This window comes from Maridesulfovibrio sp. (assembly GCF_963677005.1).
Taxonomy (GTDB): Bacteria; Desulfobacterota; Desulfovibrionia; order Desulfovibrionales; family Desulfovibrionaceae; genus Maridesulfovibrio.
This window is the reverse complement of the sequence record NZ_OY781616.1, coordinates 1,150,527-1,167,064: the sequence shown is the minus strand read 5'-3', so window position 1 is coordinate 1,167,064 and position 16,538 is coordinate 1,150,527. Positions and strand designations below refer to the sequence as shown.

General features: G+C 51.6%; 15 protein-coding genes. 3 read left to right on the top strand and 12 right to left on the bottom strand.

The annotated features are described in order from the left end of the window. Positions 1–127: 127 nt before the first annotated feature. On the bottom strand, positions 128–1,444 hold the full coding sequence (trmFO, locus tag ACKU4E_RS05440) for a methylenetetrahydrofolate--tRNA-(uracil(54)-C(5))-methyltransferase (FADH(2)-oxidizing) TrmFO (RefSeq protein ID WP_320170065.1): 1,317 nt from the start codon (positions 1,442–1,444) through the stop codon (positions 128–130). Positions 1,445–1,605: 161 nt separating this feature from the next. On the opposite strand from trmFO, the gene ACKU4E_RS05435 reads away from it, so the two are divergent. Genes ACKU4E_RS05435 through ACKU4E_RS05425 form a run of 3 tightly spaced genes read left to right on the top strand, consistent with a single transcriptional unit; the run spans position 1,606 to position 4,128 of the window. Continuing rightward, positions 1,606–2,595: an ABC transporter ATP-binding protein gene (locus ACKU4E_RS05435; protein ID WP_320170064.1), complete on the top strand. Its 990-nt coding sequence runs from the start codon at positions 1,606–1,608 to the stop codon at positions 2,593–2,595. Next, positions 2,592–3,548 (top strand): oligopeptide/dipeptide ABC transporter ATP-binding protein, encoded by a 957-nt coding sequence (locus ACKU4E_RS05430; RefSeq protein ID WP_320170063.1) that lies wholly within the window; start codon positions 2,592–2,594, stop codon positions 3,546–3,548. Before ACKU4E_RS05435 ends, ACKU4E_RS05430 begins: the two co-directional genes overlap by 4 nt. Positions 3,549–3,573: 25 nt before the next feature. After that, entirely contained in the window at positions 3,574–4,128 is a 555-nt protein-coding gene (locus ACKU4E_RS05425) for an HDIG domain-containing metalloprotein (RefSeq protein ID WP_320170062.1), read from the top strand. Positions 4,129–4,208: 80 nt separating this feature from the next. On the opposite strand, the gene dapA is transcribed toward ACKU4E_RS05425, so the two are convergent. From dapA to ACKU4E_RS05370, 11 genes are all read right to left on the bottom strand, one after another. Next, the gene (gene dapA, locus ACKU4E_RS05420) at positions 4,209–5,087 is read right to left on the bottom strand and encodes a 4-hydroxy-tetrahydrodipicolinate synthase (RefSeq protein ID WP_320170061.1); all 879 of its coding nucleotides are present in this window, start codon (positions 5,085–5,087) and stop codon (positions 4,209–4,211) included. Between the two features lie 23 nt (positions 5,088–5,110). Next, positions 5,111–5,788 (bottom strand): hypothetical protein, encoded by a 678-nt coding sequence (locus ACKU4E_RS05415; protein WP_320170060.1) that lies wholly within the window; start codon positions 5,786–5,788, stop codon positions 5,111–5,113. Between the two features lie 212 nt (positions 5,789–6,000). Then, the gene (locus ACKU4E_RS05410; protein ID WP_324292990.1) at positions 6,001–6,276 is read right to left on the bottom strand and encodes an HU family DNA-binding protein; all 276 of its coding nucleotides are present in this window, start codon (positions 6,274–6,276) and stop codon (positions 6,001–6,003) included. A 92-nt stretch (positions 6,277–6,368) separates the two neighbouring features. Continuing rightward, complete coding sequence (locus ACKU4E_RS05405) at positions 6,369–7,193, bottom strand: MinD/ParA family protein (RefSeq protein ID WP_320170059.1); 825 nt, start codon at positions 7,191–7,193, stop codon at positions 6,369–6,371. Between the two features lie 14 nt (positions 7,194–7,207). Next, positions 7,208–8,059 carry a GGDEF domain-containing protein gene (locus tag ACKU4E_RS05400; RefSeq protein WP_320170058.1) on the bottom strand — a complete coding sequence of 284 codons (852 nt, stop codon included), beginning with the start codon at positions 8,057–8,059 and terminating at the stop codon, positions 7,208–7,210. Further along, a protein-coding gene (gene prfB, locus ACKU4E_RS05395) for a peptide chain release factor 2 (protein ID WP_320170057.1) occupies positions 8,049–9,168 on the bottom strand; the annotation gives its coding sequence in 2 pieces (ribosomal slippage) (positions 8,049–9,092 and positions 9,094–9,168; 1,119 coding nt in all). The genes ACKU4E_RS05400 and prfB overlap by 11 nt, the downstream gene beginning before the upstream one ends. 124 nt (positions 9,169–9,292) lie before the next feature. After that, a complete protein-coding gene (gene lnt / locus ACKU4E_RS05390) occupies positions 9,293–10,816 on the bottom strand; it encodes an apolipoprotein N-acyltransferase (RefSeq protein ID WP_320170056.1) in 1,524 nt (507 codons plus the stop codon). Position 10,817: 1 nt separating this feature from the next. After that, positions 10,818–11,636, bottom strand: coding sequence for a hemolysin family protein (locus ACKU4E_RS05385; RefSeq protein ID WP_320170055.1), 819 nt, complete (start codon positions 11,634–11,636; stop codon positions 10,818–10,820). A gap of 120 nt (positions 11,637–11,756) precedes the next feature. After that, the gene (locus ACKU4E_RS05380; RefSeq protein WP_320170054.1) at positions 11,757–12,794 is read right to left on the bottom strand and encodes a hypothetical protein; all 1,038 of its coding nucleotides are present in this window, start codon (positions 12,792–12,794) and stop codon (positions 11,757–11,759) included. A gap of 297 nt (positions 12,795–13,091) precedes the next feature. After that, positions 13,092–14,975: a tRNA uridine-5-carboxymethylaminomethyl(34) synthesis enzyme MnmG gene (gene mnmG / locus ACKU4E_RS05375; RefSeq protein ID WP_320170053.1), complete on the bottom strand. Its 1,884-nt coding sequence runs from the start codon at positions 14,973–14,975 to the stop codon at positions 13,092–13,094. Positions 14,976–15,306: 331 nt separating this feature from the next. Then, complete coding sequence (locus tag ACKU4E_RS05370; protein WP_320170052.1) at positions 15,307–16,527, bottom strand: M20 family metallo-hydrolase; 1,221 nt, start codon at positions 16,525–16,527, stop codon at positions 15,307–15,309. Positions 16,528–16,538 lie beyond the last annotated feature (11 nt).

Sequence of the window (16,538 nt, the reverse complement as noted above, 5' to 3'; positions counted from 1 at the left end):
AAGCCTAAACAAAAAAGTTTGGGATTCTTAAACCCTTTTCAAAGGGTTTAAGGCTCCCGGCAGGGCGCCCCGCGAGGCCGTCGGAGACGAACTCAAATTATTACAAGCGCGAAGCGCATCAAAATTGCTAAAAATTCTTTTCTTTCCACTCGGCGAAGACTTCCATGGCACGCTTGCCGTAGAGTTCTTTGCGCATGCGTTTGGGAGCCCGTTTCTTGAGGTCCGGCATGAGTCCGAACTGAACGTTTGAAGGCTGGAAGTTTTTCTTCTTTTCGCGCAGGTGGCCTAGCAGGGCACCCAGTGAAGTTTCCGCAGGCGGAGTGGGGAGATTGTGTCCCTTGGACTGTTCTGCCAGCATGAGCCCCACCCAGAGCCCGCAGGCTGCGGATTCCAGATATCCTTCCACTCCGGTTATCTGACCGGCCAGATGGATGCGTGAATCCGTTTTGAGGGCCAGGTTTTCGTCCAGCACTTCCGGGGCGTTTACGTAGGTGTTGCGGTGAATTGAGCCAAGGCGCAGGAATTCTGCGTTTTCGAGTCCGGGAATCATGCGGAAGATGCGTTTTTGTTCCGGGTATTTCAGCTTTGTCTGAAAGCCGACAAGGTTGAAGGCGGTTCTGTCTTTGTTTTCGGCACGGAGCTGGACCACGGCAAAGGCCTGTTCGCCTGTGCGCGGGTCAATGAGGCCCACCGGTTTGAGCGGTCCGAATGCCAGGGTCATGTCACCGCGATCAGCCATTTCTTCTACGGGCAGACATCCCTCAAAATGGATTTCCTTTTCGAATTCACGGGGAACGACTCGTTCGCCGGTCTTGAGTTCCTTGAGGAAGGCATAGTACTGCTCCTCGGTCATGGGGCAGTTCAGGTAATCATCGTCTTCGGGCTTGTAGCGCGAACCGTAGAAGGCCGTGTCCATGTTGACTGAATCACGGCTGACGATGGGGGCTATGGCGTCATAGAAATAGAGCCGTTTTTCGCCTGTTCGGCTTATGAGGCTTTCCGTAAGCGGCTGGGAGGCCAGCGGCCCGGCAGCTATTACGATTTTGGCGTAATCGGCGAGTTCCGGGTCGTCTATGGAAGTTATTTCACGGCGGATAACGGTGATGTTTTCGTTGGATTCTATCAGCCCGGTGACTATATTTGAAAAAATTTCACGGTCAACAGCCAGGGCGGAACCGGCCGGTACGCGGGATTCCATTGCCGCTTTCATTATTACGGAATCAAGTTCTACCAGTTCATGTTTGAGAATCCCGATGGCGGTATTCAGTTCGCCGGAGCGCAGAGAATTTGAGCAGACCAGCTCGGCCAGACCCGGCATGGTGTGGGCTTCGGAATATTTTTCGGGCTTCATTTCATACAGGTCGACGGGTATTCCTGCCTTGGCGAGCTGCATTGCGCATTCACACCCGGCAAGCCCTCCTCCGATTACAGCGATCTTGTCCACTTGACACTCTCCGAAGTCGATTGAATTTTTCAGTTATCTCAATTACTACTTTGCTGAGGAAAGATGAACCGTGAAGCATTGTCTGTACGTATTCACATGTCCGGTTCAGCCAGCATTGCAGCTAATCAATTAAAGCATACACATAGTTACGGCTCGCGTTTATGACCGCACCAATTTTAGAAATCAGGAATCTTACCACCTCGTTCGCAACTCCGGGCGGAGTTGTCAATGCTGTGGATAATGCCAGTATCGAGTTAGGGCAAGGAGAAACTTTGGCAGTGGTCGGGGAATCCGGCTGCGGCAAGACGGTTCTCTCACTTTCCATAATGGGACTGGTTCCGGACCCTCCGGGCAGAATAACCGGTGGACAGGTTCTGTACCGCGGAAGGGATCTGGTACAGCTGCCGGAAAAGGAATTGCAGAAAATTCGCGGCAACAGTCTCTCCATGATTTTTCAGGAGCCCATGACCTCGCTGAACCCTGTATTCAGAATAGGCGATCAGATAAGCGAGACTTTGCGGCTGCATCAGGGTGTTTCGGCTCATGAGGCTGAAGAGGCCGCTGTTGATGCTTTGAAGCTGGTCGGCATTCCCAATCCGCAGAAAAGGATAAACAGTTTTCCGCATGAACTGAGCGGGGGCATGCGCCAGCGGGTCATGATTGCCATGGCTCTTGTCTGCTCACCGGAAATACTCATTGCCGATGAGCCGACAACCGCGCTTGATGTGACCATTCAAGCCCAGATTCTCAGATTACTGAATGACCTCAGGAACCGGATGAACGGATCACTGATGCTCATCACTCACGATCTCGGAGTGGTGGCCCGGGTGGCTTCGCGTGTAGCGGTCATGTATGCTGGTCAGATTGTCGAGTCCGCAGGCTTGAATGATCTTTTCAAGGACCCGCTTCATCCCTATACCAGAGGGTTGCTTGCTTCCGTTCCCCGGCTCGGCAGCCGTGAGGAACTTACCCCCATTCCCGGAAATGTTCCGGCTCTGACCAATCTCCCCAAGGGGTGCCGTTTTCATCCCCGGTGCGCACATGCCTTTGATCTATGCCGGGAGCAGGAGCCGCAATTGATTACGGAAAACGGCCGCAGTGTCCGTTGCTGGCTGCATTCCTGGGACGCAGGAAAGGACAATATGAAATGAGCGGATTTATTCTGGAAGTTGCTGATGTTAAGAGACATTACCCGGTAAGCGGCGGGCTCCTGTCTATGTCCAAGGCAACGGTCAAGGCTGTAAACGGTATTTCCCTGCGGGTTGAAAACGGCGAGACTCTCGGGCTGGTTGGGGAGTCCGGTTGCGGCAAATCCACGCTTGCGCGGCTTTTGTCCGGGCTGGAAAAACCGGATTCCGGGACAATCTTTTTTAAGGGTAAGCCTCTTTCGGAGTGGAGTTCCGCTGAAAAGGGCGGATTGCTGCAGATGGTTTTTCAGGACCCGTATTCCTCATTAAATCCGCGCCAGAAGATAGGGAAAATTATTTCGGAAGGTTTGCGCATTCATCATATGGGAACCGGGAAAGAGATTAAGGACAGGGTTTCCGAACTGCTGCAGCAGGTCGGTTTGCGCCCGGAACATGCTTCCCGTTATCCGCATGAATTTTCCGGAGGTCAGCGGCAGAGGGTGGCAATCGCCCGGGCGATTGCCATGAATCCGGACCTTGTAATCTGTGACGAGCCCGTTTCCGCTCTTGATGTTTCCGTGCAGGCTCAGGTGCTTAATCTGCTCAAGTCGATCCAGAAGGAGTTCGGTTTGAGTTACGTCTTCATTTCGCATGATCTTTCGGTGGTCAGTCATATCAGTGACCGGGTAGCGGTCATGTATCTCGGCAAGCTCATGGAAGTCGCACCTGCCGAAGCTTTGTACCGGGAACCGCTGCATCCGTATTCGCGTATACTGCTGGACGCAGTCCCGATTCCCGATCCGTCTGCCCCCGGCGGGGATGTCATTGTTCCCGGAGATATGCCCAGCCCCATCTCGCCGCCGGAAGGATGTCCATTTCACCCGCGTTGTCCCAGGGCCATGGATATCTGTTCATCTGAGCCACCTGAGAGTGTTGAGGTTGGGGAAGGGCGGACTGTTTTTTGCCACTTGTATTGATTTTAAATAATTAGGAGTTGTCAAAATGATATCACGTGATGAAGCGTTTGAGCTTCTCAAGGCCAATGTTCCCGAGGAAAATCTTATTCAGCATTCACTTGAATCCGAGGCTGTGCTTGGCGCATTGGCTCGCAAGCTTGGGCAGGATGAGGAATTGTGGTCCATCACCGGGCTGCTGCACGACCTCGATTACAGCAGCACGGCATCGCAGCCGGAGAAGCACGGGCTTGTATCCGCTGAAATGCTTGATGGAAAGCTGCCGGATGAAGCCGTGCAGGCCATCCGTGCGCACAACGGGGAGATGACCGGAGTTGCTCCGCAGACAGATTTTGATTTTGCACTGCGTTGCGGCGAGACTGTTACCGGCCTTATCCATGCAAATGCTTTGATGAGACCCGAAAAGATGTCGGGCATGACTCCCAAGAGTCTGAAGAAGAAAATGAAGTCAAAGGCGTTTGCCGCCAGCGTGAACAGAGATATCATCAAGGAATGTGACAGGATTGGATTGGAGTTGGGTGATTTTTTTGCAATTGCTATTGATGCCGTTACCGGCATTGCTCCTGAAGTCGGTCTCGATTAATTGTTCAGCCGATCGGCAGGAATAAGAAAGCCCGCTCAGTTTACTGAGCGGGCTTTCTTTGTGATTTTGATTTTGACCGCTTAAATGATCCCGTTTTCCTTGAGCGTTGCTTCAAGCTTGCTTTCGTTTTCGGGAAGCAGCGGGACAAGGGGCAGCCTGAAGGATGTTTCAAGCTTGCCCATCATTCCAAGTGCTGTTTTGACTGGAATGGGGTTTGTCTCAATAAACATGGCCCGGTTCAGGGGCTGCATTTTATAGTGCAGTTCCTGAGCTTTCTTGATGTCCCCGTTACGGAAGGCTGCGCACATGCCGGACATTACATCGGGCATGATGTTGGAGACAACGGATATTACTCCGTGACCGCCCAGTGCAAGCAGGGGCAGTACGGTGAAATCGTCACCGGAAAGCACCGTGAATCCTTCTGGGCATTTTTCGATCACATCGGAAACCTGGGACAGGTTGCCGGTAGCTTCTTTTACACCGATTACGTCCGGAACTTCTCTTGCAATTCTGGCAATGGTTTCCGGCAGAGCATTCAGTCCTGTTCTGCCCGGTACATTGTAAAGAATGAAGGGCATGGAAGCCTCTTCAGACAGAGTTTTAAAATGAGCAATCAGTCCGTTCGGAGTCGGTTTATTGTAATAGGGTGTTATCTGGAGGGTGGCATCGGCGCCCGCATTTTTGGCGAGCAGGGTCAGGTTTACGGCTTCTTTAGTATTGTTTGAACCTGCACCGGCGATGACGGGAATGCGTCCCTTCACCTGCTCAACACAGATTCTTATAACCTCACCTTGTTCTTCGTGGGTCATTGTTGCCGCTTCGCCGGTCGTTCCGCATGGAACCAGACCGTCGATCCCCTGTTCAATCTGCCATTCGATCAGTTCGCGGTATGCGTCCTGATCAATCGCTCCGTCCTTGAACGGAGTGACCAGAGCAGTTAATGCTCCTTGGAAACTCATTGTTTGCCTCCGATTTAATCCTATTACTTTTCATCCACAATATCAGCCAGCAGCTCGGCTACTTTCGGATCTTCCCTTTGATTCTGATGCAAAGTCTGCAGGAACCATTTTGCGTTTTCGTCGGAAACCCATTTGAATCCGGGATCTCGCGTCGGGAATTTAAAAATATCGATCCGGTTGACCGCCTTTCCGGTGGGGTAGCTGCGAACCCACAAAGTCCTGCCTTGCGCGGCAAGACTGCCGGTCATCCCCGGTCCGTCGCCGCTCCCCAGAAGAATATCCGGAGGATTTTCGGTGACCCCGATGGAACCGAGAAATTTCTTTTCTCTGAAATAACCCCAGGAGCTCATGGCGATAACAATATCGCATTTGCTTCTGTATTCCTCAAAGAGCTTTTCCGCACTGTCGACAATATCATCCGGGATGTCATTCGAGCCTTTTTCCAGGTATGGAAGTATGATGATTGCCGCTGTACTGCCGTCCTGCAGTTTTTTTTCAACAACCTTCATTTCCCGGCTATCGATCCAGTTGGGAGGGATACCCCGTGGACTGCTCTTGAGAAAATCTTTTTCTGCCGGGCTCAGGATTCCTAAATCATAATCAAGTTTCAGGAAAGCCTCAGGCAGAGTTTTCTGTTTGTTTTCGGGAACATATTCGCCAGATGTCGGCAGAAACTCATAAGCACCGCCAAGCACAAGCACATCGTTTTTGAGAACCTTTTTCAGGTCCTCGAAATATCCGGCCCTCCGGGCCAGTCCGCCAATGGTCTTGTGTCCTCACGTGGGGCAGGGATTTACTGTCCCGAAGGTATTGGCCGTGTCAACAATAGATAATAATACATCCCTGCCGGCATAGGCATTGGCAGAGCCACCTAAACCGGCAAGGAAAATAAGCGCAAATATGATCAGTCGCATTAAGCGTTCAGATATTCCTTCAATTCTTTACCCGGACGGAAGAAAGGCAGTTTTTTGGGAGTTACGTCCACTACATCTCCGGTTTTGGGATTGCGTCCGGTATAACCTTTGTATTCTTTCATCTTGAAACTTCCGAAGCCTCTGATTTCGACCCTGTCACCGCGGATAAGGGCTTCCTTGATGGCATCGACAAAAGCATCCACTATTTCAGCAGATTCGTCGACGTGCAGACCTTTCTCTTCCGCAAGACTCTTGATCAGTTCGCTTTTGTTCATTCTTATCTCCCGCGTCGTGTTTGTTGTGGCTTTCACATGTTTGGCCATCAATATTACAACCATGCCGAAAAGCTGTCCTTTTCGTCAAGCAATTAGTCGGCAAGAATCGGAAATTTTTTTATGATCGGCTGTTCAGCAAGTTTGGCCATGTTGTCCATGCGTATTTTCTGAATTTTGACTGCGATATTTAAAATATCTCTGCTCGCATCGGATTTCGGGGCAAATTTGATGAACGGTATCTGTCTTCTCACCGCTTCAGTAACGTTGGGATCATAGCGCACAAAACCCATATTTTTCAACTGAATATTCAGGAATTTTTCACAGGCCATATTCAGCCTGTTGAAGGTCTCATTTGCTTCCTTGGCGGATGATGCCTGATTGACCACGATGTGAAAATCGCTGACCCCGTGCTGTGAATTCAGAACCTTGATCAGGGCATAACTGTCTGTCAGCGAAGTAGGTTCCGGGGTGATGACAACGATTCTTGAGTGCACCATGGCCGCGAAGGAAAGTACGGTTCCGTTTATGCCCGCGCCGAGATCCAGAACCAGAAACTGGTAACTGCCCACAAGATCGGTAATCTTGCTGAAGAGCATTTCCTGCATGTCCTCGTCCATTTCGACGAGTTCCGGAACCCCGGAAGCTGCGGGCAGAATGTCGAACCTGCGGCCTTTTTCTATGGGAATTACGATATCGGAAGGTCTGGCCCCGCTGATCAGCAGATCCTGCATATTGCTTTCCGGGGAGATTCCCAGAAGGACGTCAAGGTTGGCAAGTCCCAGATCGCAGTCCATGAGCAGCAGACTGTTGCCCCCGGTGTTGAGGGCATAGGACAGGTTAAGGGACAGGTTGGTTTTACCAACGCCTCCTTTTCCGCTCATAATCGCAAGGCTCATTGTCTTGTTGGCATTTATCATGAAAGAACCGTCCTTTATTTACCCGTAAATAGAAATTTTTTTTCGTTGGCGTGCACGAGAGTTTCCTTGCTCACAGCTTCGTAATCAAGAACATCCGCTGTACAGACTCGATCCTTGCCGCTGCTTTTGGCTTTGTAAAGAGCCTTGTCCGCTTTGTCTATCAGATCGTTTGTGTTGCTGATTACAATGCCTTTGTAGCAGACCAGCCCGGCTGAACAGGTTACGGAAAAAGTTTCTTTGTTGTCCGGTGTGGAAAAGACCAGACTTTTTGTTTTCTCAAGAATTCTCTGCAGGAGCTGCTTGGCCTTGAAAAGTCCTACTCCGGAAAGCAGAACGGCGAATTCCTCGCCACCGATGCGGGCAACAATGTCGTATCTTCTTGCCCGGTGCGAAAGCATTTCGGCGAAATTCATAAGCACCTCATCCCCTTTGAGGTGCCCCCAGGTGTCGTTTACGGACTTGAAATTGTCTATATCCAGAATGGCCAGGCTAAGGGGCGTCTTGTGGCGGCGCGAGCGCTCCATTTCCTGATCCAGAGCCCTTTCGAATGCTCTGCGGTTGGAAAGTCCGGTCAGCGGGTCATGGTCAGTCTTATATGAAAGTTCCTGCAGAACATGCTGTACATGGTTGAGGTGAGGCACGGCGTTTCTGTCCAGCGGCAACGTCATCCAGTCGTTCAGCCCGTGGCGTTCAGCCAGAATTTCCCATGCTTCAAGAGTCATGCCCGGACAAAGCTTCATTACCGCAAGTCCGTCCGCATCGGCGGTCTCGGAACATGCTTCGTTGTCCTTGCAGAAGCGGTCACGAACAGAAAGCAACTCTTCAAGCAGGCATGCCTCGTTTTCAGCAATGTATTCAGCGCTCATTTTCTCCGCCGTATGCGTGGAGCATGTAGTTTCTGATCAGATTGTCAAGTTCTCCGTCCAGAACCGCTTCAACATTCCCGTCTTCAGCTCCGCAGCGGTGGTCCTTGACCAATCTGTATGGTTGGAGGGTGTATGTCCGTATCTGGCTTCCCCAAGCTATTGAATCCTTTGTTGCGTAGTCCGCTTTCTTGCTTTCCTCCTGTTTCTTGAGCTCCTGCTCGTAGAGACGGGATTTGAGCACCTTCATTGCCGTTTCCTTGTTTTTGATCTGCGATTTTTCATTCTGGCACTGCACGACTATGTTGGTCGGCAGGTGGGTGATTCGCACTGCGGAGTTGGTCTTGTTGACGTGCTGTCCGCCGGGGCCTGAAGCCCTGAATACGTCAATACGCAGATCCTCGTCCCGCACTTCAATCTCGATATCCTGAGAGATTTCCGGATAAACGTCCACCGAGGCAAACGAGGTGTGCCTCCTGCCGGATGCATCAAACGGAGATATGCGGATCAGGCGGTGTATGCCTGCTTCACCCTTTAGAAAGCCGTAGGCGTAAAGTCCTTCGACCCGCAGAGTCACACTCTTGATCCCGGCCTCGTCATCGGGCTGGTAATCAAGGTAGCTGGTCTTCCAATTGCGTTTGTCGCACCAGCGCAGATACATGCGCAGAAGCATTTCCGCCCAGTCCTGGGATTCAAGCCCGCCGGCACCCGGATGGATTTCAAGTATGGCCGTGCTTTTGTCTTCGGGACCGGCGAGCAGGGCGGCAAGCTCAATCTGTTCCACCATTGCCGAAAGCTTTTCCACGTTGTCCGAAAGAGCTTCAAGTATTTCCTGATCCTGATCTTCAGCAGCCATAAGCAGCCATTCTTCTACATCATCTCTGGTAGATGAAAGGGCATCATATGAGCCTATTTTTTCTTCAAGGACCGCTTTTTCGCGCAGGACAGGCGTCAGTTCATCGGGTTTGTCCCATGCACCGGGTTTGCTGAGGTCGTGTTCTATTTCATCAAGGCGCTCTTTGCTCTGAGCGTGGTCAAAGACGCCCCCAGAGGGTTTCGAATTTTTCCATGCTCTCCTGAGCCCGTGATTTTATATCTGAAAACTGAAGCATACTGTGGCTTTCTTTCCTTTGATTCTTGACGTTGAACGAAAATAATTTGTCGACCTGTTCCGGTGCTCTGTCCCGGCTAGTTGTTCCGTTTTATGCAGATTTTTTTCCGGTCAGTCCTGTAACTTTATGATTCCTGTTTCTTTCTTTTGCGGATGATCAGGAATATCCAGCAAATCATGATACCCGTGAGGCTCGGGGGCGTAACTGTTTCCACCATGTAGTTCGCATGAAAAAATGTATTGCCGCTCATAAGTACCGGGTGTGTCAATTCCGCCGAGTCGACAAAGAGGCCGGTGCTTTCGCTTATTCTTCCCAGAGGGTCGATGCAGGCTGATATGCCGGTGTTGGTACAGCGGATCATATACCGGCCCTGTTCCACCGCACGCAGAGTGACAAGCGCCAAGTGCTGGAGCGGGGCGGATGTTCTGCCGTACCATGCATCATTGCTGATGTTTATCAGCAGGTTGGCTCCTTTGGCCACCCGTTCCTGCGCAAGTTCCGGGAAGATTCCTTCATAACAGATGAGCACTCCCATCGCAAGGCTGCCGCTTTGCAGCGGGGCGCAGTCGTTGCCGGGAATGAAATCTCCTGCTCCCTGTACCAGTTTCTGCAGCGGCAGAAAGTCCTTGAGCGGAACATATTCCCCGAAAGGGACAAGGTGGTGTTTGTCGTACCACGAAAGTTCCGAGGTATGCGGCTTGATCAGAAAGGCCCTGTTGTAGAGGGAAAATGAATCCCGGCTGTGCATTATATAGCCCGGAGCACCGGTAAGAATCGGAGTTTCGGTGCGGCTGGCGAAGTTGAAAAGCATGGCCCGCATCAGTCCGTGATCCTGAATGTAGAACGGCATGGCGGTTTCAGGCCAGACGACCAGATCCGCCTTCGGGGTGAGTTTTTCGCTCAGACGTAGATACTTATCAAAAGTGGTCTTTTTGTATTTTGCATCCCATTTGCTCGCCTGGTCGATGTTTCCCTGTACTATTCCTATGGTAGCGTTTCCGGTCCGTGCCAGTGTGCTGAACCGTTCCGGCACGGTGCGCGCTCCCCCCAGTATCAGAATTGCGGAGATTGCAGCCAGAGCCCACATTTTGGGAGAATGAGAATTACGGCAGTACAGGATTGCAGTGGTTATGGATGCGAGCACACCGGAAAGGGCGTACGCACCGATGAAGGCCGCGCCCTGTATCCATTCCGGCCGAAAGGAAAAAGCCGAACTCAGAACCATCCACGGAAAACCGGTCAGCAATATTCCCTGAGCCGTTTCAAGCGTTGTCCATAAAAGTGCGCTGAACAGGCAGACCGCCAGTGGCGGCATTGTCTTCATCGCATAGTGCAGTAAATACGAATAGACTCCGTAATAGGTGCCGACAGCCATGCCGACCAGAACCGGACAGGGCAGGGCTAGAGCCCATGGTATATCTCCGTAAACTCCGACAGGATAAGCGATCCAGTACATGACCGCAATACTGGCTGTGGAACCGGCTATCCAGCCTCGTTTGAGGGCCTTGCGCGGGGTCGGGGCCGAGAGTCCGATCATTCCCAGAGCAAGGGGAAATCCCAGGGCTGCCGCAGGAAGATGATAAAGAGGATTGGGATAGCCCAATCCGGCCGAAACAGCCGCAATGATAACCGGGATGATCAGCGGCATTTTATATTCCGGCAGGAGGTTCGATGAGGATGGATATGATCTGTTTGGCATCTGCTTCGTGGACAGTGAATTTAAATCCCGAGATATTCAGGAATTCTCCTACATGTGGAATTCTTCCGGTGAGTTCGGACATGTATCCGCCGATTGTTTCGACATGTTCGGAATCGAGGTGCAGGTGGAGTCTGTCGGAAATTTCGTGCAGCGGCACCCTGCCGGACACAAGATAGCTTCCGCTGTCCAGTCTGGCAAAGTCCGAGGGACGTTCGGCATCGTGCTCATCAGAAATATCGCCTACAATTTCTTCCAGGACGTCTTCCATGGTGATGAGACCGGATGTTCCGCCGTATTCATCCTGTAAAATGGCCATGTGCACGTGACCTGTCTGGAATTCCCTGAGCAGCGTTTTAACCTTTATGTTTTCGGATACAAAGAAAGGGGTACGCATGATATTTTCCAGGGAAATGGCTGTCTGTCCGTGCAGGAGCGGGGCGATTATGTCCTTGGCGTGGACTATTCCGATAATCTTGTCCTTGGTGTCCCGGTATACGGGAACACGGGAATGTCCGTGTTCGATGATCAGTTCCGCAAGTCCTGAGAGCCCTTCTTCCACATCCACACCGATTATATCGGTACGGGGGATCATTATTTCATGGGCTTCGGTATCCTTGAGTTCAAGGACGTTGAGCAGCATGGAAACGACTTCACCCTTGATTTCGCCATCTTCACTTGCTTCGAGGATATGTTCTTCAAGAGGAGAGTCGGTCTTTTTGAAAATATTGACCATTTTGGCCCACAATCGGCCTTCTGAACCGTCGTCCAACTCTGTTTCTCCTTTTTTGATTGTTCGGGGTTGGTGATGGATAAAATTAATTATGGTTTATAACTACGTATTATGTACTGATCGTGTCAACAATCATATGCAACTGTTACAATCGGACCGTTACTGTGTCCCTTCGCGGTACAGTTCAAGGTAGAGGTTGTAAGTCCAGTCATCCATTTCAGGGCAGCCGCCCTGTGTGAATCTTTCCCAGACCGGTTTTTGGGTGTCTTCGTCATAGCCCTTGAAACTGGCTTCAAATGAAAGTCCTATCTGGGCTCTGCTTTGAGTGGGGTCGATATATACCCGGCGGACTTTGCAGACAAACAGGTGGCGGACAATGCCTCGGTTGCCGGTGTCCACAAGCCCGAGCAGAACAAGAAAGTTGTTACCTTTCTTGAGCTTGAACCTGAGGGCCTTTTTGGTGTTCATGTGTGTGAGTTCCAGCGAAAGGCCTCCGCCTGAAATGTCGGATAAAAAGACACTGGCTTCCTTTCCGCCCATGAATCCGGGGGAGTATTCACCGAAGGAGGACAGAAATTTAAGTCCGGCCTTCATCCCCTGCTTGGTGTCCGGTATGATGTTCACGTAATCGTAGTGGCGTGAGGCCGGTGCGATGCGCAGGAATTCCCTTTTTTGCGTCTGCTCCAGATATTCCGGAAAATTCAGATTGATATTAATGTACTGACTTCCCTTGGGAACTATATCCGCTATGGTAGAAGAAAAATTGAAAAAAATTACACTGCCGGTTTTCCCGGCCGGTATGTGGAAAAAACCGGAAACCTGCCTGCCGATCCAGTTTTTGCCGATGCCGTCCCTTGCGCCGATTTCAAGCACCAGCCTGTCATCAAGCACATCGGCAATAGAACACGCTATGGTCCTTCTTTTTTCTGAATTGGAATGGAAACTGAGGTCGATTTTTGAACGGTGCAGGAGAGCAGTCTCGAGAATTTTGAAGACCTTTGCATGATCAGTAAGCCAGCTTACCGGAACCTTGTGCAGTTTTCTTTTGAGTTCACGGTTGTTGTACCAGAGTATCCCTGCGGCTATGGTCAGGATTGCAAAACCCAGCATCAGCAGCATGTTTACGGTTTCCTGCGGGAGTCCGGTGTCGCCGAATCCCCTCAGGACCTTGTACATATATTCCTGATCTACTGCCATGGGTGCCAATCCTTTTGAATGAGCCGGCGTATCCACCCGAACCGGCGGTCATGATTCCCGAATCGCGCTCCAACTTTATTGAACCGTTTTCAGGTAATCTTTCCTTCCCGCCCCGCACAGGAAAGGCAGAGGAGGAACCTGGCCGGTTCTGCCTCATGATTGTTTTTTTCGGGCAACAGCACCCGGACTTTCGGTCCGGGAAAGGTGCTTTTTACCAACAGCCTTTTATTATTTATACTTTTATTTTATCAAATTGGAAAGCATAAGTTTTTTAAAGGGCTGTCTGTAAATTCGTACCTAGAGAACGCCTGTTTTTTTCAGATGAATTTCTATGGATGAGACTGCCGCCGGAGTAATCCCGGATATCCTGCTGGCCTGCCCCAGTGTGAGCGGTCTTACTCTGGTGAGTTTTTCCACTGCCTCGCGGGTGAGCCCGGAGACTTCGGAGTAGTCCAGATTTTCCGGTAGAGCTACGGACTCCATACGCCGGAATTTTTCCACCAGTTCCTGCTGCCGGACAAGATAGCCTTCGTATTTGACCTGTGTTTCAGCTTCTAGAAGAACATCCTGTCCGTAATTTTCGATATCGGGCCAGAAGTGTTTCATGTCCTCAATGCCAAGCTCCGGCTGGCGCAGTATTGTTGCCAGCGGAACGGACTTTCCGGGAGGGGTTCCGCCGATCTTTTCCAGCGTCTCTCTGGTGGCGGCGTCCGGTTTGATTTTGATGTCGTTAAGGGCTGTCAGGACCTTGTCCAGAGCCTCTTTTTTGGCGCTGTACATGGTCCAGTGGTCATCTTTGACCAGTCCTAGTTCCCTGCCTGTTGCGGTCAGGCGCAGATCGGCATTGCCCTCGCGCAGCAGCAGCCTGTATTCCGCTCTGGAAGTGAACATGCGGTACGGTTCCAGCGTGCCCTTGGTGACAAGGTCGTCCACCAGTACCGCAATGTAGGCCTGATCTCTGGAAAGCAGGAACGGGTCGCGTCCTGTCAGTTTGCAGAATGCGTTGCAAGCTGCCCAGAGTCCCTGTGCAGCAGCTTCCTCGTAACCGGATGTGCCGTTGATCTGTCCTGCCAGATACAGGCCGGGCAGAACTTTTGTCTCCAGTGTCGGCAAAAGCTGGGTGGGCGGGACGAAATCGTACTCGATGGCATAGCCCGGACGTACTATCTGGGCCTTTTCCAGCCCTTCGATAGAGTTGATCATCCGTTTCTGTACATCAAGCGGCAGGCTGGTGGGAATCCCGCTGGGATATATTTCCGGGCTTTCGTATCCTTCCGGTTCAAGGAAAATCTGGTGCCGTTCTTTTTCCGGAAAACGGGCAACCTTGTCTTCAATGGACGGGCAGTAGCGAGCTCCGGTGCCCTTGATCACACCTGTGAACATGGGAGAGCGTTCAAAACCGCTGCGTATGGCTTCATGCGCTTTTTCGTTCGTGTAGGTGATGTGGCAGGGCACTTGCGGCATGGGAATTTCGGAAGTTCGAAAGCTGAACGGCTGCGGAGGATTGTCTCCGTTCTGCACTTCAAGGCGATCGAAATCGATGGAGTCCTTGAGAAGCCTCGGAGTCGTTCCTGTCTTCAGCCTGCCCAGAGTGAGCCCAGCTTCTTCCAGGCTTCTGGACATGCCCATGGAAGCGGGATCGCCCATACGTCCGCCGCTGAAATTTTCGAGGCCGATGTGGATCAGCCCCTGCAGAAAAGTTCCGGTTGTGAGCAGCACGGACCGGGACAGGAATTTCTCTCCGATACCGGTCACTATGCCTGCGGCACGTCCGTCCTCAATGATCAGTTTTTCAGCCATGTCCTGCCGGACCCAGAGATTTTCCTGCGAGAAAACATCTTTCTGGACAACACGCATGTATTCATTGCGGTCTATCTGAGCGCGGCTGGCCCTGACTGCCGGGCCTTTGCGCGTATTCAGAATGCGGAACTGGATTCCGGCCTTGTCCGCCCATTGCCCCATGTAGCCGCCAAGAGCGTCAATTTCCTTGACCATGTGGCCCTTGGCAAGCCCGCCGATGGCCGGGTTGCAGGACAGATGCCCGATGCGATCCACGTTGATGGTCAGGAGCAGGGTTTTAAGACCCAGGCTGGAAGCGACCATTGCCGCCTCGCAACCTGCATGGCCGGCCCCTGCCACAATGAGGTCGAATATTTCCGGTGGCGGCTGTTTTCTGATCATACCGGGCTAGTTCCTTAACTGCATGAAGTGCGTTTAAGAGGCTGAATTTGATGCGCTTTGCGCTTATGATATTTTGATTTCGCCTCTGGCAGCCAAAGGGGATAATCCCCTTTGGAAACCCTAATCAACATATTGCATTGACAGTTTGTTTAAATAAAGTTTTGCCATATGAAGCGGCGAAGCCTTATCAAAAAAGTTTGGGATTCTTGCACTAGCTCTTAGGCGAGCGGTCTTTCCGCGAGTCTTAGAGATAGCGACAGTGTAACAAACCCTTTTCAAAGGGTTTAAGGCTCCCGGCAGGGCCGTCGGAGACAATTCAGGATTATCCTGATTAAAAAGGCAGCAGAGCCATTACCTTGGCATCACCGAGGGTGTTCTTCACCGAGCCTGTTTCATTGGGCTGATGCGCCTGGCCGAGTTGAGTTCCCCACACTACGGTCTGGTAACCTCTTTCGCGTAGATGGGCAGCCACTGTTCCACCACCTATCCCGCCGGGTTTGGCTTCGATGTTGTAAACTTCCTTGATAGCGAAAAGCACTTTTTCAACTATTTCGGAATCAGCAGGAGTCGGGGGAGCGGCCTGATGCTTATTCACAGATTCCACTTTTGTGGTGACGCCGTACTCTTCCGCCACATACTGAGCCATACCTTTAACCTGTTCGATAACTTCCGAAATATCGTAGCTGGGCAGAACCCGGCAGTCGATGTAGAATACGTCTTTGCCGGGCAGGGTGTTGACGTTGTCTACGTTGGCTTCCTTTTTGGTGGGTTCGAAAGTCGAGTAGGGGGGAGTGAAAAGTTCATCTTCGGCATCAAACTGAAATTTGAGTTCCGGAATTTCCATGATCATAGCCGCCGCAGGAACAAGCGAGTTGACGCCCTGTTCCGGGGTAGAGGCATGGCACTGGGAGCCTTCGACCGTTACCTTTAGCCAGATGAGGGATTTTTCGGCAATTTCCACCAGAGTGGAATCCGGTGATCCGAAATCAGGAACGAGAAAGAGATCGTTTTTCCTGAACAGGTCTTCGTGTTCCTTGAGCAGGTATTCCAATCCGTATTCGCTTCCGGTTTCTTCATCGGATACGAATATAAGTCCGAGGTTGATTCCCGGAGTTACGCCTGCATCGAGCAGAGCGCGGGCGGCAATGACGGAGCTGACCAGGCCCTGGTGGTTGTCTTCCACTCCGCGGCCGTAGAGAGCGTCTCCTTCGCGGACCATGGTGAACGGGTCTGTTTTCCAGAGGCTGAGGTCGCCCAGAGGAACAACATCCATGTGCGAGATGATCCACAGGGTTCTGGAACTGTCCTGTCCGGGGATGACGGTGAGCAGGTTGGGGCGGTATCCGCACTCAACCCGGTCGTCCGGAGCATTGTAGGACTTTACTTCACCGAATCCTTTTTCCTTCAGATAAGCGGTGAGGAAATCTGCTTTGTCCTTTTCTCCGGTTCCGTTGTTTGCGGGACCGATTGCAGGTATGGAAACAAGTTTGGCATGCAGTTCTACTGCTTCGTCTTCCATTTGGTCAATTTTTGCCAGAAGGCTTGTGGGCATTGTGGTGCCTC

Coding starts and splice junctions, on each gene's coding strand:
- ACKU4E_RS05435 (WP_320170064.1), top strand. CDS start 1,606: ATGACCGCACCAATTTTAGAAATCAGGAATCTTACCACCTCGTTCGCA.
- ACKU4E_RS05430 (WP_320170063.1), top strand. CDS start 2,592: ATGAGCGGATTTATTCTGGAAGTTGCTGATGTTAAGAGACATTACCCG.
- ACKU4E_RS05425 (WP_320170062.1), top strand. CDS start 3,574: ATGATATCACGTGATGAAGCGTTTGAGCTTCTCAAGGCCAATGTTCCC.
- dapA (WP_320170061.1), bottom strand. CDS start 5,087: ATGAGTTTCCAAGGAGCATTAACTGCTCTGGTCACTCCGTTCAAGGAC.
- ACKU4E_RS05410 (WP_324292990.1), bottom strand. CDS start 6,276: ATGAACAAAAGCGAACTGATCAAGAGTCTTGCGGAAGAGAAAGGTCTG.
- ACKU4E_RS05405 (WP_320170059.1), bottom strand. CDS start 7,193: ATGATAAATGCCAACAAGACAATGAGCCTTGCGATTATGAGCGGAAAA.
- ACKU4E_RS05400 (WP_320170058.1), bottom strand. CDS start 8,059: ATGAGCGCTGAATACATTGCTGAAAACGAGGCATGCCTGCTTGAAGAG.
- lnt (WP_320170056.1), bottom strand. CDS start 10,816: ATGCCGCTGATCATCCCGGTTATCATTGCGGCTGTTTCGGCCGGATTG.
- ACKU4E_RS05380 (WP_320170054.1), bottom strand. CDS start 12,794: ATGGCAGTAGATCAGGAATATATGTACAAGGTCCTGAGGGGATTCGGC.
- mnmG (WP_320170053.1), bottom strand. CDS start 14,975: ATGATCAGAAAACAGCCGCCACCGGAAATATTCGACCTCATTGTGGCA.
- ACKU4E_RS05370 (WP_320170052.1), bottom strand. CDS start 16,527: ATGCCCACAAGCCTTCTGGCAAAAATTGACCAAATGGAAGACGAAGCA.